Here is a 27000-nt window from a genome sequence, read left to right as displayed (position 1 = left end):
ATGACTATTACCTTTAAACACACCAAAAGCAACAATAATATATCTCTGAGCGAGGTGTTAGACAACCCGCGAATCGAGAAAATAGTTCCCTGGATTGTGCCCGTTCTAGTGGTAGTACTTTGGGAACTTGCTTCCAGAACTGGTTTCCTCTCAACTAGAATTTTACCAGCCCCTAGTGGTGTAATCGCTACAGCGATTAAACTAGCCTCCACCGGAGAGCTTTTTCACCATATAGGAATTAGTGCTGGGCGGGCGATATCTGGTTTTATAGTTGGTGGCAGCATTGGGTTCGGTTTGGGATTGCTCAATGGCTTTTCCCGTGTAGCAGAAAAGTTATTAGATAGTTCCCTGCAAATGCTCAGGACTATCCCTAATTTGGCATTAATTCCGCTGGTAATTCTCTGGTTTGGTATTGGCGATCAAGCCAGATTATTTCTAGTGTCTATAGGGGTATTTTTCCCGTTATATCTCAATACATTTCATGGCATCCGCAGTGTTGATCCAGGACTGATTGAAATGGGAAAAGTCTATGGATTGAAAACACCACAACTTCTGTGGCAAATCATTTTTCCAGGAGCATTGTCTTCGATTTTGATTGGTGTCCGTTATTCTTTGGGTATTATGTGGCTGACATTAATTGTGGCAGAAACGATCGCGGCAGATTCTGGTCTTGGTTATATGGCAATGAATGCCCGTGAGTTTATGCAAACCGATGTTGTAGTCTTAAGTATTGTGATCTATGCATTGCTGGGTAAATTAGCAGATGCGATCGCTAGAGGATTAGAAACAAAATTCTTGGCTTGGAACCCCAATTATCAAAAGTCATAAATGCTAAAGTTACCAAAGTCAAAAGTTGAAAATTCTGGATTTTAACTTTTGACTTAATATTCATTTTGAATGTGATTTGCTTTCTTCAACGTCTCATCAAATAATTAAATCCCGATTGTTATAAAAAAGGAGATTTTGCAAGTGAGTTCTAATATACAAGGTACACAACTAAGTATTTTGGATTTGACGAAGGCTTTTGGTAATAAAACTGTTTTAAACTCGCTGAATTTAGAAGTTAAAGCAGGTGAGTTTGTAGCTATTGTCGGACGTAGTGGTTGCGGTAAGAGTACCTTATTGCGTCTTGTGTCAGGATTAGATAAAGCGACTTCAGGCGGAATACTACTAGATGGAGAACCCCTGCATAGACTCAGCCGCTTTGTAACAGTGATGTTTCAAGACCCCCGCTTGGTGCCGTGGAAGCACGTTGTTCAGAACGTGGGGTTGGGTTTGGAAGGTAATTGGCGGGAAAAAGCTTTGTGGGCACTCGATAAAGTCGGACTCAAGGATAGGGCTGATGAGTGGCCATATGTCTTATCTGGTGGACAACGGCAACGGGTGTCATTGGCAAGAGCATTAGTTAGTCAGCCCCGTTTGTTGTTGCTAGATGAACCTTTGGGAGCATTGGATGCTCTAACTCGCCAAGAGATGCAGAGTTTGATTGAGAACTTGTGGCATGAGCGAAGATTTACTGCGTTTTTGGTTACTCACGATGTGGAAGAGGCTGTGGCGTTGGCAGACCGAGTGATAGTGATTGAAGAAGGACAAATTTCTCTGGATTTGCCTGTGAGACTTTCACGCCCGCGAGATAGAAGTAGCGAAATGTTTGTCAATATCAGAGAAGCAATTCTCCAGCGAGTAATGAGTCATGAAGGTACTCAGCCAAATAACCAATTGTTGCAGTTGAGTAGTTGAGATTTAGCTTTCGTTAGTTAATTAATATAATGCTTGAGGTAGCTACGGTAAAATAGGCTACTTCGAGAATTAATATTATTAATATTGCAATTTTATCTAATTTGTGAAAAATAATTTTTTTATAACAAACCATAGAGACACAGAGAACACAGAGAGAATAAAGAGAGATTTTTACGAATGATTTATGATTGTTATAGTTGATTATATTCTAATGTTGAAAGGGGCTGTTAAATGTTATGGTAGCATTTTTGTTTATAAGGATTTTATCTATAATTCCAAATAATTATCAAAATTTGTATTAGTAGCAAAAAGTACTTACATTAAACAGAAGGAATTTCTAGAAATAGTCCTGTAAATAGGAAAGAGGTATTCTACCATGAAATTGATTTTACCGCTCGAACTCGTTGCTGATATTGAGCCTCATCTACCACCTGATACAGAGGTTGTCAGGGTAGATGCTGAAGGAAATTTAGACGGGGATGCTAGCGATGCTGAAGTTTATTTCAGTTGGTTTTTATCCAGAAGTCCGACGCTGCATAAAATAATAGCAGCAGCACCTGCACTGCGTTGGCATCATGCACCAAATGCAGGCGTGAATCACATCCTGACACCAACTTATTTGTCAAGAGATATTATCCTCACAAATGCAGCCGGAGTGCATGGGATTCCGATCGCAGAATTTGTGATCACTTATATACTGGCTCATGCCAAACACCTGCCAGAATTATATGCTTTACAGGCAGAACGTCACTGGAAAAGAGGTTTCGCTATCGAAGAGTTGACAGATGCAACCTTGCTAATTATTGGTGCTGGTGGTATTGGTCAAGAAATCGCCGCCCGTGCTAAACCCTTTGGCTTAAGAATTATTGGCAGTCGCCGTCATCCCCAAGAGCTACCACATTTTGATAAAGTAGTGGGTGCTGATGAATGGCGATCGCTTCTTCCAGGGGTTGATTATGTAGTTATTGCGACACCACTAACTCCAGAAACCAAAGCATTTATTGATGAATCGGTATTGCGATCGCTCCCAAAACATGCCTATCTAATTAATATTGCTCGTGGTGGCGTAGTCGATGAATCGGCATTAATAAAAGCGCTCACAGAAGGTTGGATTGCCGGTGCAGCATTAGACACAGTTAACTCAGAACCGCTACCACGAGAAAGTCCTTTGTGGTCACTTCCTAACATCTTTATCACACCTCATACTTCTGCTCATTCACCAAAAAGTAAACAGCGTTCAATAGCGCTATTTATCGACAATCTGAAGCGTTACCAAGCTGGTCAGCCCTTGCGGAATGTAGTAGATAAGCAAGCTGGATACTAATACACGCCCGTGTGCAACTTTTACTCAAACCTAACCCCCCAGCCCCCTTCCCTATGAGGGAAGGGGGAAAAATCAAACCCTCTCTCCAAAAAGGAGAGAGGTCAAAATATTAAGTTGCACATTACCTTAATACCGATTCAATTAATGAATCGGACAAATCCTTTAGTAGAGACTAGCAATTACAACATCTCTATAATAATCTATTCAGTCATGCGAGGTTCATGTGACTACCCACTATAAACGTCGTCAGATACTCCGCTGGCTTGGTGCGATGACAGGCACTACTACAGCACTGATTGCAACAGCTACTAGTTGTACTAACACTTCCACTCAAACTTCCTCCAAACCAACAGTTGATTTATCGGGGGTGACTCTCAACATTGCTAAGTTTAAGGGTGGTTGGGATCTCCAGTTGAAGTTAGCTGGACTAGATAATTTTCCCTATAAAACTCAGTTCACGGAGTTTACTGGAGGTAATCTTATGGTGCAGGCAATCAATGCCAATGCCATTGATATTGCATCGTGTAGTGAGACTCCACCGATTTTTGCGATCGGAACTCAGGATGCGGTGAAGATTATTGCAGCCACTAAAGGCCCAACTATCGGACAAACTGTGCTTGTGCCAAAAAATTCTCCAGCTAAAACGATCGCAGACCTCAAAGGTAAGAAAGTTGCTTACATCAAAGCTACGACAGCTCATTACTTCTTAATCAAGATGTTGAAGGAAGTTGGTCTGACTTTGAAGGATATTGATGCGATCGCTCTCTCGATCCCCGACGGACTTTCTGCCTTCAGGAAAGGTGATCTAGATGGCTGGGCTACCTACGGTTATTCGATCCCCCAAGCTAAAAAGGATGGCGCCAGGGAACTGAAGTCTGCAAAGGATATTTTGAGTGGTAACTTCATGATTGTAGGCGCTCCCAGTGCGATCGCAGATCCAGGCAAAAATGCTGCGATCGCTGACTTCCTCTGTAGGATTAAAAAGTCGCAAGCTTGGCGCGAATCGAATTTGGAAACTTGGGCAAAAAGTTATGCTTCAGCCATCGGCATAGATGAAAGCATTGTCCTAGAACAAGCAAAGCAGGAAGAAAAACAACGCCATGTTCAGGTTCTCCCTACCTCCGATGAAGCGATCGCCTCACAGCAAGAGATAGCTGACACCTTTGCCGAAGCTGGCGTCCTTCCAGCTAAGGTTAGTGTGAAACCTCTGTGGGACACTACTTTTAATGATGCGATCGCTAAGTGCCGGATTTGACCAGAGGCAGCAGCCCACAGGAATACATTCCCAGTCTTAAGACTGGGAACGAGGTGACACAAGCCTTTGGGCTTTACAAAAGTGCCATTCGTCCCCAGTCCCCAATCACTTGACTTTCAGCACCGACTTACCTAATGATTGGCAAATAACATCATTTTGCGGTGTATGGATACGGCTACATAGAACGTCACGGTAGTGACGCTCTAAAGGATTCCTTTTTGATAGACCAGGATTACCTATCAGTTCTAAGGCAATCTCTACAGCCCGAATCGAGTTAGTTGTGGTGAGATATTTAACAGCTTGTGCCTGTAATCCTACGTTAGGCTGATACTCGTCCTTGTCAATATCTTCAGCCAAGCTATAAATCAATCTATTGTTAGCAAACAGCAGTGCTTCTATCTCACCCACAGCAGTTTGGAAGCGTGGCAGAGTTGCCAGTGGCTCTTTGAGATTAGAAGGCGATCGCTCCCAAAGATATTTAGCAAGCCAGTCTCGCGCACTAGTAGCAACACCGAGATATAAGGCACTCACTGTCAAACTGCTCCAAGTCGAAATCAGCGGATCAAACAACGATGGTGCAGCAGATATGGGGCTGATATTCAAGGCATACTCCGAGGGGATTAATACATTCTCCAAAATGAGATCGTGGCTGCCTGTAGCTCTCATCCCCAAGTGATCCCAGGTTTCGACAATTTGCAAACCGGGCAGATCGCGCGGAACCAGAAAACTTCCAACTTGTGGTTCATCTTCAGTTGTCCGGGCCCAAACAACAAAGTAACTGAGGATGGGACTACCCGTGGTGTATTGCTTGTGGCCTGTTAAACGCCAACCCTCCGTTGTCCGTTCGGCAATTGTGGCAGGCAATCCGCCTCTAGCTGGTGTCCCTAACTCAGGTTCGACACGGGCCGCATTGAGCAGGGCAATGCCTTCAATCGATTCACGACACAGCCGCTTATATACTTCTGGATGCCAGCGACGGCTACGACCCGCATGAGCATGTTGCAGATAGTGCATTGTCAGTACTAGCGCGGTCGAAGCATCACCACGCGCTATCCCTTCAATGACTCGGCAGATAGTTGGTAGCCCCAAATCCTGACCACCTAATTCCCGGGGGATGCTGAGGCTGAGTAATCCTGCCTCATGCAAAGCTGCAAAATTCTCGAAGGGAAAAGAACCATCTTTGTCGTGTACTCCTGCACGGGTGGCAAAGTCCTTGGCCAGAGCCTCAACCCGGTCGAAAATATTGGGGATTTCTAAGCCTTTGGCTACAAAGGTGTCTGGCACTACTTGCTCCAACTGTGACATAAATACTCCTTCAAAACTCACTTTACTACTACTAAATTAGAAATATTTTGCAATAAAAAGGGATTGGGGACTGGGAAAGAATTATTTTAATCTCTAATTTTTCATCTCTTTGAATGCATCTAGATTTTCCCCCACCTTTGAAGGATATAACTTTGCAGCCGAGGGTAAACTCCAGTTCTGAAGACGGGTGAGACTCCATCTTGCGAAAAATTGATGTTCTTGCAAACTTGAGATGCTTCCATCAGAGTTAAGCGATCGCAACTATTTGTAGCCTAAATTATGCTTTATTTTCTTCCTCAGTTTCTGACCTCAAACTCAGTCCTTCTGGTGAATCTTAAGTATACTACTTAAAGCCGCTCGGAATTTAGTATTTGGTAAGTTTTGTAAGTATGACACAAACAGCTTTCTAAGAGCAAGCCAACCAGAGGATTTAGCGATCGCTCCACAGCTTTTCCAAATTGCAAAAGTCCCCAGATAATAGTGGGCTAACATTCTCCTCAAATATATTTTTGGTGCGATATCCCTGATTGGGGTGAGTAGGTTTCTCAGGGTATCGTAATTCCAGTTGACCTTTCTTTTGCATCTTGCTCAGGTAGCCAAGGCGTAATGTGTTATGTGAACGATTTAATAACTCTTGAAGTTGTTTATGGTTCAAAAACCTTCCTTGGCAAAGCTTGAGAATTGTTGCTTCCATAATATCTATTGATACCTTGCGTTTATTTCTGACAATTGCTGCAATTACTTTTAGTGATTCCCAATCATTTGAGCTTGACTGCAAATCATCGGAGCTTGACTCTAAATCATCGGAGCTTGACTGCAAATCATCGGAGCTTGACTCTAAATCATCGGAGCTTGACTCTAAATCATCGGAGCTTGACTCTAAATCATCGGAGCTTGACTCTAAATCATCAAAAATCTCCTTTGGTATAATCCCTAACAATAAATCTTCTGGACTAATTTTTTCTACAAACTTATAGTTTTGAGCTACCAAGTCAGATTCTGCGTTAGGAGGCTCTCCGGGAAAAAAATAGAAAGTTCCCCGTGCAATACCGCCAGATTCTAGGAAGCCATCCCTAACAAGAGCAGACAAAGCCTTTGTTAAATCATGGGGATGAGTAGCACTCATACACTTGAGTCGAGCATGAGTCACCTTGCCTTCAAGGGCTACTGTCACTAGAGCAAGGCGTTGATCATCTGATAATTCCCTGAATGCAACACCAAATCGTTCGTCAAGTTCTCTAAGGGTTTCCTCTGGCAGTAGATTAACCATGAGCATTGCCAGTAGTGTTTGATCCGGTTCTATTTCTTCTAGCAAAGCTGGTAGTCGCCAGTGTTGCTGACTCCAGTTACGGTAAATTTTAGGAATTCCTGAACCAGCCTGTTCTCCAATACCCACAAGCTGAAACATTTTTTGTAACTTGCGATTGCGGCAATCACTTGTACCACCCTGTAACGCATCTTCTAGAGGTAGTCTCATGATGCCAGGGTTCCGAAATACAAACATATCTGGGCGCTTAATAATTTGTATTGGCACTCGCCCAGTATAGTCAGCATGAATTATCGTGTTAATTAATGCTTCACGTAAGGCTTCATGTACGGGTGTATCATCCACCCGTTCTGCTCCTTTAAGCTTGAAGGGAACTTTGAGGTCTGAAAAAAGTTTTTGGATTACCCGACGGTAAAAATCATAAACATTTCCTGACCATGTTCCATCTGTAGTGACACGATCAACCCATCGAGCCTCTGTTCTTGGCTCTGGACGTTCTTGATAATCCACTACATAGTGAGGCACTTCCTCAAGGATTGAAGGGAGTTTACCAAACATCAACAAACCTGCTACAGTCAATCCTTCTTTGCCTGTTTGGCGATCACGTAGCCAACCCCCAATGGATTGTAAAAATTCCTTATCATCTTGATCGAGCCAAGGATGATCGGGTTTAGTAGCTTTAAATTGATTTCGGTATGCTTTAAGGGTATTCGGGTCAATATCATCAAAACCGTAGTTTTCGAGTAACCGAGCATCCCGCACTTCCTTCACTTGTTCTGCGAGCATCCGTTTAACAGTTTCTTCATCACAAAGGTAATCTCCCTCGTAGTTCCTTCGATAACTACCTGTTAAAGGATTTTGCCCTACATACACTGGACGCTGCGATCGCTTGGCTCGCGGAACGGCAATGCGAATTACTTGCTTGTCTTGTAGTGCGATTACTTCGACCATTTATATCAGTCAGCAAATTAATACTGATTCGCTGGCGATTATTAAGCCCATCCCAAAGGGTTTTGAGGACGCGATCTGGAACGGCAATACCTGTGAGACTAAATTTCCCTTTAGGTTTTTCTTCAATACCTAAAAAAATAACACCACCGTAGGTGTTAGCCATTGCGGAATAAGACTCAAAGAAACTTTTAGGTAGTTCACCTTGTCCATCCCTACCTGATGCCCGTTTGGCCTCAACGTCACAGCCCTCTGCTAGTTCTTCGATGTCCAGTATCGATAGGCTTGCCATCGTGAATCCTCAAACTGCCAAAATATACCCACACCAATTCTGGAAGAATCTGTTAATCAATATTAACAGTGGCGATCGCTACTAAGGGGCATTTCGACAATTGAGGAAGGTATTAAGTTTTGTAAGTAGTATTTTATGCAGTTTGGTCTTGCTGTTCCAGCACCACATTGAAAATTAGTGTAAAACTCACATTTGGGATCAGTCGGCGTAAAACTTGTAAATGAGCTTCTGCATCACTGCGGCGACGAAAACGAGCTACAACTTGGTTTTGCATATTAGGTTGAAGCCGCAGATGACAAATAATTAGTCACTGTACACAATAAATGGACGTAACTGGATTCGAACCAGTGACCTCTACGATGTCAACGTAGCGCTCTAACCAACTGAGCTATACGTCCTTAACCACACAATTATCAATAATAGCATATACTCCTGTGAGAGGGCAAGATAAAGACCCAAATCAGGCTAACTGGATAATTTGACATCTTGCACCTGTGGCAAAAACCGGGTTTCTAGCATTGGTAATATCCTTTTCCTAGATGACCCTAGTGTATGATCGATAAGGTTATTCGGTTCTGGTGGGGAGCAGCTACCAGAGGTAACGGGGAAAGTTCGGTGTAAATCCGGCGCTGTCCCGCAACTGTAAAACCAATTTGAGATGTAATCGAAAATCCCAAATTGAGTGAGTCAGGATGCCCGCCGAAATAGATTTATCAGTTTCACATATCTGCGAGGTACAGATGACTACTACTGTAAATATTTCTCCAACTAGTCCCTTGGGTGTTGCTGACCATACTTTATTTGTTTGCAAAACTTGTGCTAGCGCTTGGCAAGATGGAAAACGCTTAGGTGAAAGTGGTGGTCAAAAGCTTCTACACCAACTTCAGCAGCTTGCACAAGATTGGGACTTACGAGATGAATTCCCAATTCAGGAAGTTGAATGCATGAGTGCTTGTAATCGTTCCTGTGTAGTTGCCTTTGCTGCCAAAGGCAAATTAACATATTTATTTGGTGATTTAGCCGTCGATGGTAGTGCATCTGCGGTACTAGAATGTGCTAGTCAATACTATGTCAAAGCAGATGGTTTACTGCCTTGGTCAGAGCGTCCAGAAGCGCTGAAAAAGGGGATTTTGGCAAAGATTCCACCTTTATCTCAATGATCCGCGTTTTGATTCTGGGTGGGACGGGAGATGCCGCAGAACTAGCTGCCAGAGTGGCGACTATCCAAGGGTTAGAAGCAATCACGTCTCTAGCCGGTCGCACGCGTGAACCATCAGTTCCGTTGGGTGATTTACGGGTTGGAGGCTTCGGTGGTGTGGCTGGATTGGCTAGCTATCTGCGAGTAATGCAAATCGACTTATTAATTGATGCAACCCATCCTTTTGCTACTCAGATTTCCTTGAATGCGGCAGATGCTGCAACCGAAGTCGGAGTACCCCGTCTAATGTTAATCCGCCCGCCTTGGGAAAAAGGAAGTGATGATCGCTGGATTGAAGTTGACAGCATTGAAGCCGCCGCCGCATCTCTGCAAAACCAAGCACAGCGCATATTTTTGACAGTCGGGAGGCAAGAACTCGCCGCCTTTGCTCACTGCGAGAAAATTTGGTTTCTGATGCGGATGATTGACCCTCCTACCGATGATGCTTTAGTGCCACCGGGAATGATATTGTGCGATCGCGGGCCCTTTACCCTCAATAATGAAAAGCAAATCCTGATTCATCACAAGATTGATACCATAGTGAGTAAAAATAGCGGTGGCGATGCAACAAAGCCCAAGATTATTGCAGCACGAGAACTGGGCGTGAAGGTTGTTATGGTAAATCGTCCAGCCATACCGCCAGGTGAGCAGGTTACTGATGTTGATGGTGCTTTGGCATGGCTATTTGACCGAATAATTCATAATTAAAGATACTGTACAGCAGCCCACACGCGCATCAAAAATTTAGTGGTCAACAAGACAATAGGAAGTACAGGAACTACCACTGATTGTAAGGGACTATGGTTTCTGGGCAAAGTAGCATCAAGCGATCGCCTGAGGCAAGCTTTCGCCTGCTTGTTCACGCATCCCTTATTTCATTAAATTTATTCTGGATTACGTGAACGATGAGTTATAAGACTTTTTCTGACTAAATCAGACTAAACACTTTTAATTTCCTTTCAAACACCTAACTATTAATGTCTTTTTCATACTGCGCTTCTTGAAAAAACAGTTTAATTTAGATTTATGGTTAAACAAAAGGTTGTGAACGCGGCAAGTACAAAACTAAACAGCTAAGACTTGAATGCAAACAATACAATTTTATTCGCTTGTTTGCATAAAACCATCAGCCATTCCAGTTAAGTAAATGTCAGTTCCAATTCTGTATGAAGATGCGCCATATATGAGGAACGAACCGCATACTCCTACGGAGAAGCAAGCTACGCGCAGCGTCTCCAAGAGTTGAACGCATAGACACAAAGTGGCTTCTCGCAGGGTAGGACATAAAGAAAGAAAGAAGAAGCTAAGAAAATTTGGCGCAGCCTCACAAAGAAATGGTATTAGTTCAAATTAAATATTTACATCTTTAAAAACCACAATTAACCAGAATTTGACCAAAATACAATCAATATCTTAAGGAGAAAAAAATGGGTCTTCAAAGCCTTGGTTCATTAGGTAGCACCGCTAGTTCCTTCAATAGCTTCAATCTAAATGTATTTGAACCCACAGATGTCTTTCAGTTCTCAATCGGCAGCACCAGAAACATCAACTTGTCTCTAAACAACAAAGGTGTAACAAGTGAGGAGTGGAAACTCATAACTCATAACTGTGCGATCGCTTAAAGACTACTAGAAACATCCAGTTAACCGTAATAAACCTCTGGTAACTCAGAGCTTTATTTGTATTAATTAGTACTTCTTCTGACTAAATCAGACTAAACACTTTTAATTTCCTTTCAAACACCTAACTATTAATGTCTTTTTCATGCTGTGCTTATTGAAAAAACAGTTTAATTTAGATTCATGGTTAAACAACAGGTTCTGAACACGACAAGCACAAAACGAAATAGCTAAGGCTTGAATGTAAGCAATACAATTTTCTTCCCTTGTTTGCATAAAACCATCAGCTATTCCAGTTAAGTAAATGTCAGTTCAAATTAAAGATTTACATCTTTAAAAACCACAATTAACCTGAATTTGACGAAAACACAATCAATATCTTAAGGAGAAAAAAATGACTACTCGAGACCTTGGTTCATTAGGTAGCACTCCTCGTTCCTTCAATTCCTTCAATGTAAATGCAGTTGAACCCACAGATGTCTTTAAGTTCTCAATTGGCAGCACCCAAAACATCAACTTATCTCTCAACAACATTAGTGCTGCCGATGATGCCGACCTGAGACTGTTTCGTGACGTTAACGGTAACGGTATATTAGACGCTACTGACCGAGTTAGTGGAGCTGTTAGCAGTTCCACTAAGGCAAGCAACCAAGATGAGGCGATTAACGTTAGAGCCAACGCAGGTACTTATTTTGCGGAAGTATCTCGCTTTGCTCCAGGTAGTTCGGGTACTGTTTTTTATGATTTAGACTTGTCTGCGACTGCACCCACTTCGACATCTAATTACAGCAACCTTCTGCCAAAGGAATTTGTACTTGGTAACCTGTCAACTGATGTCACCCGCTTTGGTTACATCAGTAACACTAACACCGCAGATGTTTACAGCTTCTCTTTGGGAACCTTTGAAGGTGTCAACATTAGCTTGACTGGACTTAGCGCTGATGCTGACATCCGACTGATTCGGGACTCTAACAACAATCGCATCGTCGATGCAGGAGAAGAAGTTGCACGCTCTGCTAGGGCTGGTACTACCTCAGAGTTGATTTCAAACATTACCCAGTCTGGTGACTACTTCTTGCAGGTCAATCAATTCTCTGGCAGTACTGCTTACACTGCAACTTTCGACCGCTTCGCCACCCCCTTTGCTTAAGTTTAGGCATTGATAGTGATGATTAGTACTTGAAAGTATTGTACGGCAATGCTTTCAAGGGTATGCAAATCATGCAAGCGGCAGAGAATCATACCTGAACTTTGCCGCTTTTATTCCCCACTCTAGATAAAAAATTACATCAGACTTAACTAAAACTGATCTTGCTTTAACCAAATAACTATCTGGTGATTACTTCCTACAAGTCGAGCAATTCAAAAGTAGGACTAATTACACTTTCACTTTTGACCACTTCACCACCACTGAAACTTAAGTTTAGGCATCGGCAGTGATGAGTGGTACTTGAAAGAATTGTACGGCAATGCTTTCAAGGGTATGCAAATCATGTAAGCGGCAGAGAATGATACCTGAATACCGCTTCATTGCAAAAATTATAGCTGCACTCATCAAATATTTCAACAAAATAGTATTCAATTATGACGATAGCTTTACAAATAGGGGATGTCTACGACGGGCGTAGCAGCAGCACCCCTTTACCTACAGAAATTATTTCCTTCTTGGCTAGTTACAACCTGATTCCGCAATTGTTATCTCAGACCATTATCGAATCTGCGATCGCACCCATCACCTGCACACAAGCAGAAACATCTCATGCTCTAGAGCAATTTTATCAGCAATGGGATTTGACAACCAAGCAAAAAATCCAAGATTGGTGCTTACGTTACGGTCTGACTCAAGAACAATTAGAACTTTTTGTAACCCGAAAGCTCAGAGTAGAAAAGTTCAAGCAAGTAACTTGGGGACATCAACTAGAATCTTACTTTCTCAAATACAAAAGAAATTTTGATAAAGTCATTTATTCTTTAATTCGGATTGAAAACAGAGGAACTGCCAACGAGCTATTCTTCCGAATTACAGAAGGAGAACAATCCTTTGCTGAACTAGCGCATGAATATTCTCAAGGCCCAGAAGCTGATACAAATGGCATCATCGGCCCAGTAGAACTTGGTACTATCACCCCCAATTTTGCTCAGTTACTTTGCACAAGTCAAGTGGGTATAGTTCAAGCACCCGTAACCTTTGGAGAATCATGGGTGATTGTCCGTGTGGAAAAGTTTATTAGTGCCCAGTTGGACGATTTTATGCGTCAACGATTGCTGCAAGAAAATTTTGAAACTTGGTTTAAACAGCAATTAAATCAACTCTCACCAGAAGAAAAAATCTGGATGGGAATCAACACCAAACCAGCACAGGTTCAAGAAGCTGCATAGGGTGAAGGAACGAACTGCAATCGCGCAGCGGATCGCAGAGAAGAAAGTAACAAGGAAGAAAAATTAAAATCCGGTGCAAGATGATGACAAATACAACGGTTGATATTCAAGAATTTCTTGCTGATTTGTTTCCTTTTAATTATCTACCACCAAATGTTTTAGAAAATTTGCTCAACAAGGTGCAATTCTTCCGCTACCGGATTGGTCAGGTAATAGTAGCACGGGAAGCTATGCCCGATCAAATTAGCATTATTTACCAAGGACAAGCGCGTTTATTAAGCTACAATTCCCAAACACAAAATCCGGCGACACTGAAGTTACTCTCACCAGGAGAGGTTTTAGGTTGGGTAAGTCATGTGCGGGGTATTGCATCTGAAACTGCGATCGCTTCTACTGAAGTTATCACCCTCAATCTACCTATTGCTGGTTTTTTAACGTTACTCAAGCAGGAAGAGGCTTTTGTCCAAGCGTTGCAAAATAAGATTACTCTTTTAGAAGTGTATGAACTGCTCACCGAAGAACTCAGCCGTCGCGCGGATGGGAGCAAGAAATTAATTAAGCTTGCCCAGACTGCAACTGAAGTTGCTATCATCCGAACAATCCCTGCACGCAAAGTCTTCCGCCAGCAGTTGGACTCAGAATTTTTGTGGTTAGTCAGCAGTAATTTTGATCCTGAGTTCCCTGTGGGGAGTCGCTTAGAGTTAGATGAACTCAACCCCAAGCTGAAATTTAATACAAATATGCGTCTGGTAGGATTACCCAAGTCAATACTTGGAGAAAATCTCGCTCCCACATCAAAAACATTCTTACCCGCAGAGATTCCCTACGCCTCAGAAATTGCTCTCACAGAAGAACCAGCAGCTAAGGGTAAACAAAAGAAGTATCCTTATATCCGGGGTAGAGGGCCGCTGGATGCTTCCCTAGCTTGCTTCCAGATGTTAAGCCAATACTTTAATATTTCCTGGCGCAGAGATACACTGCGACGGGTGTTGATAAAGCAGCACGAACACAAGGGTAGTATATCTCTGCAATTTTGCGCCGCCGCCGCCGAGTTGATGGGGTTGACAACACAGATGGTGAAAGTTCCCGCCACCGCAGTCGGCCGCTTGCAACTACCAGTCATGATTGCTTGGCAAGATAGTTTTGCCATCATCTACAAAAATAGCAATCAAGAGTTACTTATTGCCGTTCCAGAGATGGGACTACTGCGGTATAAATTACGAGATTTTGCGGAAAACTGGGGGGCTGAAGGAGAAGTACTGCTGCTACAAACCACCAAAAATACTCCCAAGGCGCGGTTTAGTTTGAGTTGGTTTGTTCCCTCACTGCGGCGCTACCGCAAAGTCTTAATTGAAGTACTGATTGCTTCCATTGTTATCCAACTGTTTGGGTTGGTAAATCCTCTTGCCACGCAGGTGATTATTGACAAAGTGCTGGTTGGTAACAGTCCTGATCCCTTGGAAGTTTTCGGCATCTTTTTGCTAGTAGTGGCGGTAATCGAAGCAATACTCACCAGTGTCCGCACTCATTTATTTACAGATACCACCAACCGGATTGACCTTACCCTTGGTTCTGAGGTGATTAATCACCTATTGCGTCTGCCATTATCTTACTTTGAACGCCGTCCTGTGGGAGAATTGGCTACGCGAATTCACGAACTGGAAAACATCCGCTCTTTTCTAACTGGTACAGCTCTAACTGTGGTGATGGATGCAGTGTTTTCTGTAGTTTATATTGTGGTGATGGCGATTTACAGCCCCGTATTGACCTTAGTTGCTTTGGCAACAGTACCGTTGTTTGGTTTGCTCAACTTGATGGTATCACCTGTGATGCGGCGACAATTGCAAGAGAAAGCCGAATGCAATGCCGAGACGCAATCTTATTTAGTGGAAGTGATGGGGGGAATGCAGACAGTCAAGGCGCAAAATTTAGAAATGCGATCGCGTTGGCAATGGCAAGAACGCTATACTCGTTACATCAGCGCTGGTTTCAAAACAGTCTCTACCCAAACTACCGCCAGTTCTGTTAGCAGTTTTCTCAACAAGTTTTCTAGTATGTTAGTGCTGTGGGTGGGAGCTTTTCTCGTCCTCAATCAGCAACTCACCTTGGGACAACTCATTGCTTTCCGCATCCTGGCTGGTTATGTCACCAGTCCCTTGTTACGCTTGATGCAACTTTGGCAGAACTTCCAAGAAACCGCTCTATCTCTGCAACGCCTTGCTGATATTTTAGACACTCCCCAAGAAACAGAAATCGGCAACTGTCAAAATATCCTGATGCCCAGTATTCAAGGTAGTGTCCGCTTTGAAAATCTCAGCTTCAGTTTCTCGGAACATGGGCCGATGCAATTGTCCAATATTAATTTAGATTTTCCTACTGGCTCCTTTATCGGAATTGTTGGTCAAAGCGGTTCCGGTAAAAGCACACTGCTAAAATTATTACCCAGACTTTACGAACCCAAGTCCGGCAAAATCTTGATTGATGGCTACGATATCAGTAAAGTAGAACTCTATTCCTTACGTCGTCAAATTGGTATGGTGTTACAAGATACCCTACTATTCGATGGCACAGTCCGCGAAAATATTTCCTTGGGGTATCCTGATGCTAGCGATGAGGAAATTATTACCGCCGCCAAGGTAGCATTTGCCCACGACTTTATTATGTCTTTACCCAGCGGCTATAACACTCGTGTAGGCGAACGAGGTTCGGGACTGTCTGGGGGACAACGCCAACGAGTGGCGATCGCTCGTACTGTTCTGCAAAATCCGCAATTACTGATCCTTGATGAAGCTACTAGTGCGTTGGACTACAATGCTGAAGCCCAAGTCTGCGGTAACTTAGCGAAAGCTTTCCAAGATAAAACAGTGTTTTTCATTACTCATCGCCTCAGCACAATTCGCAATGCCGATGTCATTCTGATGATGGATCAAGGTGCTGTGGTAGAACAGGGGACTCATGAACAATTGATGGCGCTCAAAGGTTATTACTACTGTTTATATCAGCAACAAGAAGCAAAAGTGTAGGCAGGAGGCAGGAGTTTGGAGGAAATATTATTGCTTTGACCTTTTGACTCGGAACTTCGACCTTTTGACTCGGAACTTCGACCTTTTGACTCGGAACTTCAACCTTTGAACTCAGTGCTTCGACCTTTAAACTCGGAACTTCGACCTTTGAACTCAAAACCTCAACCTTTGAACTCGGTGCTTCGACCTTTTTACTCGGAACTCCGACCTTTGAACTCGGAACTTCGACCTTTGAACTCAAAACCTCAACCTCAGAACTCGAAATGTCGAGATTATAACTTGGAAACTCAGGCTTAGAACATAGAACACAGCACTTTGACCTATGAATATTCAATATAAATTTGATCAACCAGTACTTTTACAACAGACTTCTACTTGGTCACGAGCGATCGCCTGGACTATTGTTGGAGTTAGCACCTTCACAGTAATTTGGGCCTCGGTGTTCCAAATTGAAGAATCAATTCATACTACGGGCAAGCTAGAACCACAGGGTGCAGTGAAAGAAATTCAAGCTCCAATTAATGGTGTTGTCAAGGAGATTCTAATCAAAGATGGTCAGCGAGTCAAAAAAGGTGAAACACTCGTTAGCCTAGAAAAAACTGCTTCTGAGGCGGAGCTAACTTCATTAAAACAAAGTCGGGCTGCTCAGTTGTTTGCCAAACAGGCGCTAGAGCAAGAAAATGATTTTTACCACCGTCAGCTTCAAGGGAAAATATCACTACAAGAAGTGGCACAGCAAACTGCTCTGTTGAAAATTAAACCAGAACTAGCCTTGTTGACCAAGAGCCGAGCAGCCATTATTGCCGAAAACCAGTTGTACCGAACACAGTTAAATGGTGCGACTGCTGGAAATCCTCTCACAAGTGAGCAACAATTACGCTTGCAAAATCGCCAAATAGAATTAAAATCACGTTTAGCCACAGCTAATTTAGAAACGGGACAGACGCAACAGCAATTTTTCCAGACTCAAGCGCAGTTAGCTAGTGCAAAAGAGTTGCTGACAATAAATCAACAAATTCTCCACAAGTTTGAACCTCTAGCGCAGCAGGGGGCAATCTCCCAAGTACAATACTTGAAACAGCAACAGGATGTCAGCACCAAACAATCTGAAGTGATCCGATTGAATAGTGAACAGCAGCGATTACAATTAGCGATCGCCCAATCAAATGAAAAATTCCGCAATACTGCGGCACTGTCTCAAGAAGACTTACTAGCCAAAATTACAGATAATGACAAAAACATTGCCGAAATTGATAGCCAATTAACCAAGGTAATTGTAGATAATCAGAAACGCATCTATGAAATTAATGGTCAGATTGGTGAAATTGATAGTAAGTTAATTCAAGCCCAACAAACCCTGAAATATCAGAAAATTACTGCACCCGGAGATGGAACTGTCTTTGAACTCAAAGCCAAAACAGCAGGATTTGTAGTTAATTCCAGTGAACCAATTTTAAAACTCGTTCCTGGTGATAACTTGGTTGCTAAGGTATACATCACCAACCGCGACATCGGCTTTGTTAAAGAAGGGCAACAAGTGGATGTGAGAATTGATTCCTTTCCCTTCCAAGAGTATGGCGATATCAAAGGCGAACTAGTTGAGATTGGCTCTGATGCTTTACCTCCAGACCAAGTTTATAATTTCTGGCATTTTTCCGCAAAAGTCCGCCTACATGGGCAGAAGTTACTGATTAATCAGCGCCAAGTTCCATTGCAATCAGGGATGTCCATTAATGCTAATGTGAAATTACGTCACCGCACCATTATGAGTATCTTCACTGATTTCTTAGTGCAAAAGACTGAAAGCTTAAAATCCCTCCGGTGAACAAAATCGTATTTCATTAGACCTCTTGCAAAAGTCCCTAATACCCCACCCCCTAATACCAATTCACAATTCGCAATTCGCAATTCGCAATTAAAAAACTTAGAGATACTTGCCTTTCAGGGTTTACATCTGTTTCATAATTTTAGTGAATTGGTATAAGAGCAAGCAAAGAGGGGAGACAAAGCGTAGCTTTGGCGGGGTGGGGTTCTTATTTTTGATTTATGCAAGAGGTCTATAGCAGTTTTCAACGCTCCTCCCACGCTGAGGGGTATTGCTGATTTTTTACGTTTCTGGGGACTTCCAGTTAAAAAAACATCCATCGTAGGGGCGCAAGGCCTTGCGCCCCTAAAAATGTACAAATAATTTTAGATAATTAATTTTTTGTCAGTCCCCTAGTGGTCTGTCAAACCTATTTTGATGGTTAGAGAGACGCGATAAATCGCCGTCTCTACAGAAAATCTATTCGTCAATTATTTCTTGACAGACTACTAGCTTCCGGCCAACCATATACCACAAACCCACGGCATAGGGAATGTATTTGAGTTCTGTAAAACCTGCTTTGGCAAACTCGTACTCGAAGTTGAAATGGATAAAGTCATCCAACCACGGTTCTGGAAAAGAAGCGCTCAAGCCGTATTCACCACGATAGGTGTCAGCGTATAGTACCCAACCTCCGGGTTTGGTGATCCGGTACATCTCCTTAAGAATCTTAGGCGTCCACTCTTTAGGCGTCTCGTGGAAGAGTAGTGATGACGTGACAAGATCAAAGGAGTTGTCAGGGTAGCCAGTGTGACGAGCGTCCACCTGCTCGAACGAAGCCCGCTCACTAAATCCAACCTTATTAAACTTGTGTTGACTGATCACGAGCATGTAAGGTGAAACATCAGTAACGTGAAAAGTGGCCTGGGGAAACCGCCGTGCCAGGGCCAGCGCTCCATCAGCCGTACCTGCACCAAGCTCTAGCACCGTCTCAATTTGAGTGTCTTCAGGAATTAATTCAGCCATTTTCTCGCGCAACTGCTGGCAACTAATATTGTGGCTGAGGGGAATAATCGCATCCATAGCAGCATCCCAACTTAAGCACGATTGAGGGTTGGTGTAGGCATCGGTTAGCCCATGAATGGGAGCGTGGATGTAGTCAGGGTAATATTCATGGTCGGTACGGTAGCCTTTGAGTTCCTCCGCCCAATTAATTGAGGTATATTCCTGCATTACTGAGGGCATCGCGGCGGTAATGCGTTGAATCACCTCGGTTCGATACGCTTGTTTTTCCTGTGCAGTCCATCTCGGCATAAATGAACATCTCCTATTTACACTCGTTGCTAGCGTTTCTCGACTCCAACCTGGGAACGAGAAATAAACTGCAAATACTAATATAGTCTAGCCTCAACTTGGATGAGATCCATAGGCTGCTTGGTAGACTGTTAATCGTGAAGATGATGCCACGTATAAGTTACCTGTTATTTTGTTCAGATGGAAATGTCAAAATTTCAAGTTACTCTGCGATCGCTTTCTTCTGTTGTAGGAATAGAAAGCAGGTGTTTGAAAACAGGTCGCAGTCAATGACCGTAATATACCCTACTTAAGACTTATTTTATATACAACCTCTAAGTGCTGATTTTTTGACATTGAGAATGGCAGATGGAAATGAAGTTAACTGTTTAAATTTAAGTAAATAAGGAAAAAAGGATGAAAAATTCCGCTAAAGTCTTATTTAAAACAAACTTTATGCTTTTTACAAATGAATATAGAAGAAGCATTAGTAACTTTAGACACATTTCTGGAACATGGTTTAAGTGATGTTCAGGAAATAGTATTTCGTAAAGCTTGGGAAGGAAAAACTTATCCAGATATCGCCGAAAGCTGTGGTTATGATGCAAATTATATAAAAGATGTTGGTTCTAAGTTATGGAAGTTACTTTCACAGGCTTTCGGGGAGGAGGTAACAAAAAGTAATTTTCGCTCAGTATTGAGACGGCGATGCCTCCAGCGGACTTTGCCTACGCAAAGTAGCGTTTTGTCAGAAAAACTACAAAGTGTGCCAGTAGTCTTGAAACAGTCTCAGCAAACAATCACAGCGAAAGATGGGATATCAGCGTCTTCTTTAGTGATAGAAAAGCAAGACGAGAGAAAAACCCCAGTTTTTAATCCCGATTTCTTAGAAAATCCTGGTGGCTCAGTACCGCTCAATTCCTTTTTTTACATAAAGCGTCCGCCAATTGAAGAACGCACCTATGCCGAAATCAATAAACCTGGAAGCCTAATCAGAATCAAAGCCCCTAGCAAAATGGGAAAAACATCCCTAATGCACAGAATTCTTACTCATGCTAAACAGACTGGGGTACACACCGTACAGATCGGTTTACAGAGAGCAGATAGTCAAGTTTTCACTAGCTTGGAAAAATTCTTACGATGGTTTTGTGCTAACGTCAGTCGGCAGTTGAACCTAGAGATCAGACTGGATGATTATTGGGATGAAGATATTGGCAGCAAAGTTAGCTGCACATTGTATTTACAGGAGTATTTGCTAGAGAAAATCGACGCTCCGGTAGTCTTAGCTTTGGATGAAGTGAATCGGATTTTCGAGTATCCACAAATCTCCAGCGACTTTCTCCCGCTACTGCGCTCCTGGTATGAAGATGCTTCCGAATTAGAAATCTGGCAAAAACTCCGAATAGTAGTAGTTCATGCCACTGAAGCTTATATCCCCTTAGATATTAATCAATCCCCTTTCAATGTAGGACTACCGATTAAGTTACCAGAGTTTAGTTTAGAGCAGATGCAGGAATTGGCAGTGCGTCATGGATTAGATTGGGCCAAAGGTGAGAAAGGATTGCAAAAGCTGGCTCCTTTACTAGCGATGATTGGTGGTCATCCCTATCTAGCTCGTCTGGCTCTTTATAACCTGGGACATCAAGCAGTAACCCTAGAGCAGCTACTAAAAGAGGCTCCCACAATTGCCGGCATCTACAGCAACTATTTACGGCATCATCTCGCAAATCTCCAAGAACATCCGGAACTAGCGACAGCACTCAAACGGGTAGTTACCTCTCCAACAAGTGTGCAATTAGAAGCGATCGCTGCCTATAAATTAGAAAGTATGGGTTTAGTAAAACTTGAAGGAAATCAGGCAGTGTCTAGCTGTGAGTTATATCAGCTCTATTTCCGAGAGCAATTAACCTAAACGTTATGAATAAGTACGAATATCAAATTGGCGGCAGTCTCAAAGTCGATGCTCCTAGCTATGTAGAACGGCAGGCTGACTTTGAACTTTATAATGCTCTAATTAAAGGTGAATTTTGTTATGTATTTAGTTCCCGACAGATGGGTAAGTCTAGCTTGCGGTTACAAACAAGGCACCGATTAGAACAAGCAGGCTACAGTTGTGCTTCTATCGATATGACTCGGATTGGCAACGGCAACATTACGCCTGCTCAGTGGTATAAGGGCATAGTGGTTGACTTATTAAGGAGCTTCAATCTCTTTAGCAAAGTTAATTTAAAAGTCTGGTGGTCTGAGCGAGAAGATTTATCTGCATTACAGCGATTAAGCCAATTTGTTGAAGACATTTTGTTAGTTAAACTCAAAACTGAAAAAATATTTATTTTTATTGATGAAATTGATAGTGTTTTAGGTCTAAATTTCCCTGTAGTTGATTTTTTTACCCTAATTCGCTCATGTTACAATCAACGGAAAATCCAGAATATAACCGCTTAACTTGGGCACTATTCGGAGTAGCAACACCTTCCGATTTGATTACTGATCGCAACTGTACCCCATTTAATATAGGTAAATCTATTGAACTGCACGGCTTTAACTTATCGGAAGTTCAGCCATTAGCAGCAGGGTTAAAAAATAAAGTAACTAATCCGATGGCAGTTATCAAAGAAATTTTGGCTTGGACAAATGGTCAGCCATTTCTCACTCAAAAGCTCTGTCAGATAGTGGTACAAGAAAGAAACTCTGGAAGCAAGGATATTCAAGAGCAGAGATGTCTAGAAGTTGATGAGCGTTATAAATTGGATAACCATTTACCAATTATTAATCAACATCTTATAAATTTTTATTACCAATTTCCATTGTTAATTTTAGAAAAACTAGTGCAAACGCATATTATAGAGAAATGGGAAGCGAAAGATGATCCAGAGCATTTAAAAACAATCCGCGATCGCCTGCTAAGAAATGAGCAACGTGCTGGGGGTTTGCTGGGACTGTACCAGCAAGTTTTACAAGGGATTCAGATAGCGTGTGATGATGGAGAGGAGCAAATAGAACTACTGTTGTCGGGGTTGGTGACCAAACAGCAAGGACAACTAGTAGTAAAGAACCGCATTTATGAAAAGGTTTTCAACCAAACTTGGGTAGAAAAACAATTAGCAAAATTGCGACCCTACTCCCAAGTATTGAGTGCTTGGGTAGCCTCAGAACACCGTGATAATTCACGACTATTGCGCGGGAGAGCCTTACTTGAAGCTCTAGCTTGGTCACAAGGCAAAAGCTTGAGTGATTTGGATTATCAGTTTTTAGCAGCTAGCCAAGAATTTGATCGGCGACAAGTTGAGACATGGCTAGAAGCAGAACGAACTAAAGAAGTTAAAGCTAGACTGCTTCAAGAGCAAAAAGCAGCCAGATTTCAAAGATTATTTTTCATCGGCGCATTCGGTTGGGCATTGATAGTTGTTTTAGGATTGGGGATGGTGACTTTCGAGTATAAAAAGCACTGCCCAGCGATCTCAAAGCAATTACTAGATCAACTATGGACTAAACGCAATATTAGTAAATAGTTAAGATATAGCAATCTTGAATCATTTATTAGCTTCTCAACCTACACTGGTTTTGGTTTTTGGCTTTAACCCAAGCGTATTGGATTGCTATAGTAGGCACTAGTACATAAATATTGCTGATCTTTGAACTCTAGATGACTAAAAGTTATTTTTACATGTAGATTTCGACTATCTTGAGTTCGATGAATAGATTCAAAGCTAGAAGAATCTTTTTCTCTAAGTTCTTGCCATTGTGAGTGCCAAGTTTCTGCGGGAAAATTTGGATCAATATCGTGAACAGTCATAGTCAGCAATTGTTCGCGAGAATAACCCAAAATATGGCAAGCTGCTTCATTTACATAAACAAGCTGGGCATTCAAATTCACAAAAAAAATCGGAGCTTTAAATCTGTCTAAATAAAATTGGCTTAACCGCAGTGCTGATTCTGCTTTTTGGCGATCGCTAATTTCCTGTTGCAAGAGTACATTTTGCTCAGTAAGTTGCTTTTGTAGCTTTCGGATAGTCAAGTTATTTTCTACACGGGCAAAAACCTCTTCTTCACTAAAAGGTTTGGTAATATAATCTACCCCCCCGACTGCAAAAGCTTTATGAAGCCAGAAGAATGAGGGCTGGGAATTTTTTCTTGCTTGTGCCCCTTCTTGCTGCTGTAGTTTACTTTCCTCCTTTATCCTAACTCGCAAACTAGCGCCGCCTTCTTGAGTAAATTTAATAGCATTACTAAGGAGGTTAATTAAGACTTGACGCAATTTACTTTCATCTGTATACACATATTTAGGAACTTCAGGTCTTTGCTCAAACATCAACTGTAAACCTTTTGATTCCGCTTTTATTTGAAACATCTCTTCAAGTGAATCGAGTAGAGTGTACAAATCAAAGCTGTTGTTGTTCAGTGTTGTTAAACCCGCCTCAATTTTAGACATTGAGAACACATCATTAATCAAGGTCAGTAAATGCTCTCCACTGCTACTAATAATTTCTAAATGTTCCAACTGAGAAGAATTCAGAGAATAATCGCGGGTCATTAACTGAGTAAAACCAAGGATGCTATTAAGAGGAGTACGGAGTTCGTGACTCATGTTTGCAAGAAATTCGCTTTTGGCACGGTTGGCAGTTTCGGCTTCTTTAGCTTTTATCTCCAATCTATGGCTATAATTCTCTAACTGTTCACCAGAGATTTTTAACTGCCGCGTTAGCCAAGATACTCCAATCAATAGAAATCCCATTGATAAGAACCCCACTAACATAATCGTCCCTGCCAATCGGCGAGCCGAGGCAAAGGCTTCTTCCTGGTTCATTTCTACTATTAAGGCAAGGTCTTGGTCATTGAGCCAGTGATATACCCCAATTACTAGCACTCCGGCATAGTTTGGATAAAGTCCTTGGTCACTAATTCCACTCATTGCTGCATCAATACTTTGGCTGCTAACTTCTTTAGAAAAGTCCGGTGTTTTATCTTTCTCTTTAGAAATAAAAGCATTTTTGGTTACTAAAGAACCAACCAAATAAGTTTCGCCACTATTACCTAAGCCTGTACGTTCTCGGACAATCTGATCTATTCGGTCTAAATTTAAATCAGCTAAGAGAACACCTTGGCGTACCTTAGCTGCATCACGTAGAGGTGTTGCAAAAGTAACTGATGGCTTGCGAGTAATAGGTGAGACATAGAAAATGGGGGCAAAGGAATCTCCTGCCTGAATTTGTTCAATATAGGTGACGTTAGCTGAAATTTCATATTGACCTTCACGCTGCTTGTTGTAGCAGCACGAATTGAATGCCTAATTAAAATCCCCGTTACAAAACCTAATTGCTCTCTTCTGGTGCGTCTGCTTTGCGAATGCAGCCTTAGCGAGACCTTGAGCACCATTGCGAATTGGCTTAAAGATATTTATATTTTTCCTATTGATGCAGACAGGTTACTTCTTTAGTTAATATAAATAATTATTAACTACCATTGAGCAAAAATTTGTTTTATCTGCTTAATTGCCTCATTAGTTGCTTGTTCTGGAGAAATTTTATCTTCAATTATTCGATTAAGAGCTTTTCCCCAGATATTCTCCTCTAAAACTACGCTGTATGCTGGGTTTTGCAGATAAGAAAACAGCCGCGTTGAGCCCTCTGTCACAGTCTTAACCGCAGTTGAAACGTGTGGGTCAGTTGGGTCTTTCCAAAATGGGTCTTGCCAAAGTGTCTTTATGATTGGTAAATTACAGCCTCCAGCAGCTTTAAGATACTTATCTATCACCTCTGATTGAATAAGATATGCAAGAAAATCCAAAGCTTTTTTCTGTTGCTGGGAATCAGCAAACAAAACTGCTTGCCTAAGTGTGAGTATATAACGCATTGGCTTGCCGTTCGGTTTGTTGGGAAATTTTAAGATGCCAAGCTTATGACGATAGGTGTTGGGATCTTGGCGGACAGAGCAAGGAATTGAGAGTGTGTTGTTAGGAGTCATTACTACCAGACGATTGAGCAAGCTGCGATTATTATCTGGATTTAACCAATTGAGTGCATCTGGTGGCACATAACCTTGTTGGTAAAATTTGGCATACCAGTCTAAGGCCTTGACAATTTTTTGTCTGACCTTTTGGTCATCGATCAGGAGTTTACCCTTGGAGTCGAGAATTTGCACATCGTATGCTTCTAAAATATGCTCAAAAAAGATATAGGTATCAGAAGCTCCAGTAGAGAAAGGAAAACCTAACCCATAAATATCCTGTTTTTGCTGTTTCGCCCGGAGATTATTCTGCACTTGTTTCCAAAACTCCCAAAAACCATCCCAATCTTTGGGGATATCTCTTTCACTGCGACCTATTTGCTCTAGCAAGTCCCGCCAATAAAAAATGTGAACCGTTGACTGATTAATTGGAACTGCATAGTAGCTTCGCTTTTTTGCAGCATTATTATAATAATTAACAGCTTGTAGGGCATACTCAGGATAAAGATTCTTGACTGGCTCAATTACATTCGTTACATCCGCCAGTTTTCCTTCCCAAGCCAAATGCGGATTCAACACTCTCTCTGCGCCGGAACTCATCATGATATCGGGTGGATTACCTACCTGAATGAACCTACGCGCTTTCTGCGGTAACTCATCGCCGATATAGAAGGAAAGCTTGACTTTATTACCAGTTTGTTTTTCCCAGTTGCTCACCAACTGCTCGATTGCTTCATCCTCATCGACAGTAAATCCTTTATCCCACCAAATTTTTAAACCTGTGTTGTCAGTAGGAGAATGGGTCACTGAAGATAGTTTTAATTTAGAGATGTTAGTACAAGCAATAATTATCAAGCTGAGTGTCAATACGATCAACACATATTTGCGATAATGGCGATATTGTGGCTGATTGTGAAAGCTTTTAGCAATTTGATTGGCTTTTGTTTTAAATGTCATGTTTGTAAAAGCTCACTGCCATTGGTCAAAAATTTGCTTAATCCGTGCGATCGCCTGATCGGCTGCTTGCTCTGGGGAAATTTGCTCTACAACAATTCGATTCAGAGCCTTACCCCAGACATTATCTTTCAAAACTAGGCTATAGGCTGGGTTTTGGACAATATAAAATGGGCGCGTTGAACCTTCGATTAATGTTTTAGCAGCAGTTGAAATGTGTGGATCGGCTGGGTTTGTCCAAAAAGGGTCTTTCCAGTTTGGCGTCATTACTGGTAGATACCGACCTCCAGCAGCTTTAATCTAGTTTCCTATCGTTGATGGTTGAATTAAGTACCTGAAAAATTCGCTTGGCTGTCTTCTGGTTTTCAGACTCAGCAAGCAAAATTGCGGCATTAACTGCGACTAAGTAACGCATTGGCTGGCCATTAGGTTTGTTGGGAAACGGTATGGTGCCAAGCTGATGACGATAAATCTCAGGATTTTGGCGCACAGCCGCCGGAATTGAAAGAGTGGTGTTGGGTGTCATCACCACAGCGTGGTTGAGTAAGCTGCGGTTATTAAGTAAGTCAACCTAATTAAACATAAAACGCTCAACTTGATACTGACCTTGCTTGGCTCTGTAATTTATACCCTCAATAATAGGGCTCGCTAAT

The 27000-nt window shown here is 42.1% G+C and carries 24 protein-coding genes, 1 tRNA gene and 1 riboswitch; of the genes, 14 read left to right on the top strand and 11 right to left on the bottom strand.

Going from position 1 to position 27000, the window contains the following annotated elements:
• The 4 genes from ssuC to V7K49_RS20030 all read left to right on the top strand — a co-directional run bounded on the left by ssuC (nucleotide 1) and on the right by V7K49_RS20030 (nucleotide 4319).
• Entirely contained in the window at nucleotides 1–828 is an 828-nt protein-coding gene (gene ssuC, locus V7K49_RS20045; protein WP_335207066.1) for an aliphatic sulfonate ABC transporter permease SsuC, read from the top strand.
• A gap of 141 nt (nucleotides 829–969) precedes the next feature.
• Nucleotides 970–1740, top strand: a complete 771-nt coding sequence (locus V7K49_RS20040) for an ATP-binding cassette domain-containing protein (protein WP_335207065.1) — start codon at nucleotides 970–972, stop codon at nucleotides 1738–1740.
• A gap of 376 nt (nucleotides 1741–2116) precedes the next feature.
• Nucleotides 2117–3064, top strand: a complete 948-nt coding sequence (locus V7K49_RS20035; RefSeq protein WP_335207064.1) for a D-2-hydroxyacid dehydrogenase — start codon at nucleotides 2117–2119, stop codon at nucleotides 3062–3064.
• 223 nt (nucleotides 3065–3287) lie between these two features.
• On the top strand, nucleotides 3288–4319 hold the full coding sequence (locus V7K49_RS20030) for an ABC transporter substrate-binding protein (protein ID WP_335207063.1): 1032 nt from the start codon (nucleotides 3288–3290) through the stop codon (nucleotides 4317–4319).
• A gap of 105 nt (nucleotides 4320–4424) precedes the next feature.
• On the opposite strand, the gene V7K49_RS20025 is transcribed toward V7K49_RS20030, so the two are convergent.
• The 5 genes from V7K49_RS20025 to V7K49_RS20005 form a co-directional block, all read right to left on the bottom strand.
• Nucleotides 4425–5624 (bottom strand): acyl-CoA dehydrogenase family protein, encoded by a 1200-nt coding sequence (locus tag V7K49_RS20025; RefSeq protein WP_335207061.1) that lies wholly within the window; start codon nucleotides 5622–5624, stop codon nucleotides 4425–4427.
• A gap of 430 nt (nucleotides 5625–6054) precedes the next feature.
• Nucleotides 6055–7842, bottom strand: a complete 1788-nt coding sequence (locus V7K49_RS20020) for an ATP-binding protein (RefSeq protein WP_335207060.1) — start codon at nucleotides 7840–7842, stop codon at nucleotides 6055–6057.
• On the bottom strand, nucleotides 7733–8131 hold the full coding sequence (locus V7K49_RS20015; protein WP_335207058.1) for an AlbA family DNA-binding domain-containing protein: 399 nt from the start codon (nucleotides 8129–8131) through the stop codon (nucleotides 7733–7735). The genes V7K49_RS20020 and V7K49_RS20015 overlap by 110 nt, the downstream gene beginning before the upstream one ends.
• 133 nt (nucleotides 8132–8264) lie before the next feature.
• On the bottom strand, nucleotides 8265–8405 hold the full coding sequence (locus V7K49_RS20010; protein ID WP_335207056.1) for a hypothetical protein: 141 nt from the start codon (nucleotides 8403–8405) through the stop codon (nucleotides 8265–8267).
• 50 nt (nucleotides 8406–8455) lie between these two features.
• Nucleotides 8456–8529, bottom strand: a tRNA-Val gene (locus V7K49_RS20005).
• Between the two features lie 155 nt (nucleotides 8530–8684).
• Nucleotides 8685–8849, top strand: a riboswitch (cobalamin riboswitch).
• A gap of 22 nt (nucleotides 8850–8871) precedes the next feature.
• Here V7K49_RS20005 and V7K49_RS20000 point away from each other — a divergent pair.
• Nucleotides 8872–9291, top strand: coding sequence for a DUF1636 family protein (locus V7K49_RS20000; RefSeq protein ID WP_335207054.1), 420 nt, complete (start codon nucleotides 8872–8874; stop codon nucleotides 9289–9291).
• Complete coding sequence (locus V7K49_RS19995; protein WP_335207052.1) at nucleotides 9288–10037, top strand: cobalt-precorrin-6A reductase; 750 nt, start codon at nucleotides 9288–9290, stop codon at nucleotides 10035–10037. The genes V7K49_RS20000 and V7K49_RS19995 overlap by 4 nt, the downstream gene beginning before the upstream one ends.
• Here the strand turns inward: V7K49_RS19995 and V7K49_RS19990 are convergent.
• Nucleotides 10034–10192 (bottom strand): hypothetical protein, encoded by a 159-nt coding sequence (locus V7K49_RS19990; protein WP_335207050.1) that lies wholly within the window; start codon nucleotides 10190–10192, stop codon nucleotides 10034–10036. The two genes, V7K49_RS19995 and V7K49_RS19990, sit on opposite strands and share 4 nt — an antisense overlap.
• A 564-nt stretch (nucleotides 10193–10756) precedes the next feature.
• Between V7K49_RS19990 and V7K49_RS19985 the strand changes: the two genes are divergently transcribed.
• The 5 genes from V7K49_RS19985 to V7K49_RS19965 all read left to right on the top strand — a co-directional run bounded on the left by V7K49_RS19985 (nucleotide 10757) and on the right by V7K49_RS19965 (nucleotide 18175).
• Nucleotides 10757–10951, top strand: coding sequence for a hypothetical protein (locus V7K49_RS19985; RefSeq protein ID WP_335207048.1), 195 nt, complete (start codon nucleotides 10757–10759; stop codon nucleotides 10949–10951).
• 391 nt (nucleotides 10952–11342) lie between these two features.
• Nucleotides 11343–12098: a PPC domain-containing protein gene (locus tag V7K49_RS19980; protein WP_335207046.1), complete on the top strand. Its 756-nt coding sequence runs from the start codon at nucleotides 11343–11345 to the stop codon at nucleotides 12096–12098.
• Nucleotides 12099–12532: 434 nt separating this feature from the next.
• On the top strand, nucleotides 12533–13327 hold the full coding sequence (locus V7K49_RS19975) for a peptidylprolyl isomerase (protein WP_335207045.1): 795 nt from the start codon (nucleotides 12533–12535) through the stop codon (nucleotides 13325–13327).
• 80 nt (nucleotides 13328–13407) lie between these two features.
• Entirely contained in the window at nucleotides 13408–16350 is a 2943-nt protein-coding gene (locus tag V7K49_RS19970; protein WP_442948682.1) for a peptidase domain-containing ABC transporter, read from the top strand.
• A 322-nt stretch (nucleotides 16351–16672) separates the two neighbouring features.
• Nucleotides 16673–18175, top strand: a complete 1503-nt coding sequence (locus V7K49_RS19965; RefSeq protein WP_335207044.1) for an HlyD family efflux transporter periplasmic adaptor subunit — start codon at nucleotides 16673–16675, stop codon at nucleotides 18173–18175.
• A gap of 459 nt (nucleotides 18176–18634) precedes the next feature.
• Here the strand turns inward: V7K49_RS19965 and V7K49_RS19960 are convergent, their stop codons facing one another.
• Nucleotides 18635–19468, bottom strand: a complete 834-nt coding sequence (locus V7K49_RS19960) for a class I SAM-dependent methyltransferase (protein WP_335207043.1) — start codon at nucleotides 19466–19468, stop codon at nucleotides 18635–18637.
• A 448-nt stretch (nucleotides 19469–19916) separates the two neighbouring features.
• Between V7K49_RS19960 and V7K49_RS19955 the strand changes: the two genes are divergently transcribed.
• The 3 genes from V7K49_RS19955 to V7K49_RS19945 are packed head-to-tail and all read left to right on the top strand — an operon-like array spanning nucleotide 19917 to nucleotide 22959.
• Nucleotides 19917–21359 (top strand): AAA-like domain-containing protein, encoded by a 1443-nt coding sequence (locus V7K49_RS19955; RefSeq protein WP_335207042.1) that lies wholly within the window; start codon nucleotides 19917–19919, stop codon nucleotides 21357–21359.
• 5 nt (nucleotides 21360–21364) lie between these two features.
• Entirely contained in the window at nucleotides 21365–21892 is a 528-nt protein-coding gene (locus tag V7K49_RS19950; RefSeq protein ID WP_335207040.1) for an AAA-like domain-containing protein, read from the top strand.
• Nucleotides 21853–22959, top strand: coding sequence for an AAA-like domain-containing protein (locus V7K49_RS19945; RefSeq protein WP_335207038.1), 1107 nt, complete (start codon nucleotides 21853–21855; stop codon nucleotides 22957–22959). Before V7K49_RS19950 ends, V7K49_RS19945 begins: the two co-directional genes overlap by 40 nt.
• A gap of 65 nt (nucleotides 22960–23024) precedes the next feature.
• Here V7K49_RS19945 and V7K49_RS34745 read toward each other — a convergent pair whose 3' ends face one another.
• The 4 genes from V7K49_RS34745 to V7K49_RS19920 form a co-directional block, all read right to left on the bottom strand.
• A complete protein-coding gene (locus tag V7K49_RS34745; RefSeq protein ID WP_442948681.1) occupies nucleotides 23025–24461 on the bottom strand; it encodes a histidine kinase dimerization/phospho-acceptor domain-containing protein in 1437 nt (478 codons plus the stop codon).
• 443 nt (nucleotides 24462–24904) lie between these two features.
• On the bottom strand, nucleotides 24905–26350 hold the full coding sequence (locus tag V7K49_RS19930) for an ABC transporter substrate-binding protein (RefSeq protein ID WP_335207037.1): 1446 nt from the start codon (nucleotides 26348–26350) through the stop codon (nucleotides 24905–24907).
• A gap of 12 nt (nucleotides 26351–26362) precedes the next feature.
• A complete protein-coding gene (locus V7K49_RS19925; protein ID WP_334872000.1) occupies nucleotides 26363–26614 on the bottom strand; it encodes a hypothetical protein in 252 nt (83 codons plus the stop codon).
• Between the two features lie 28 nt (nucleotides 26615–26642).
• On the bottom strand, nucleotides 26643–26873 hold the full coding sequence (locus V7K49_RS19920; protein WP_335207036.1) for a hypothetical protein: 231 nt from the start codon (nucleotides 26871–26873) through the stop codon (nucleotides 26643–26645).
• Between the last annotated feature and the right edge of the window lie 127 nt (nucleotides 26874–27000).

This window comes from Nostoc sp. (assembly GCF_036919675.1).
In the GTDB taxonomy this organism is placed as follows: domain Bacteria; phylum Cyanobacteriota; class Cyanobacteriia; order Cyanobacteriales; family Nostocaceae; genus Nostoc.
This window is presented reverse-complemented; position numbering and strand designations above follow the sequence as displayed.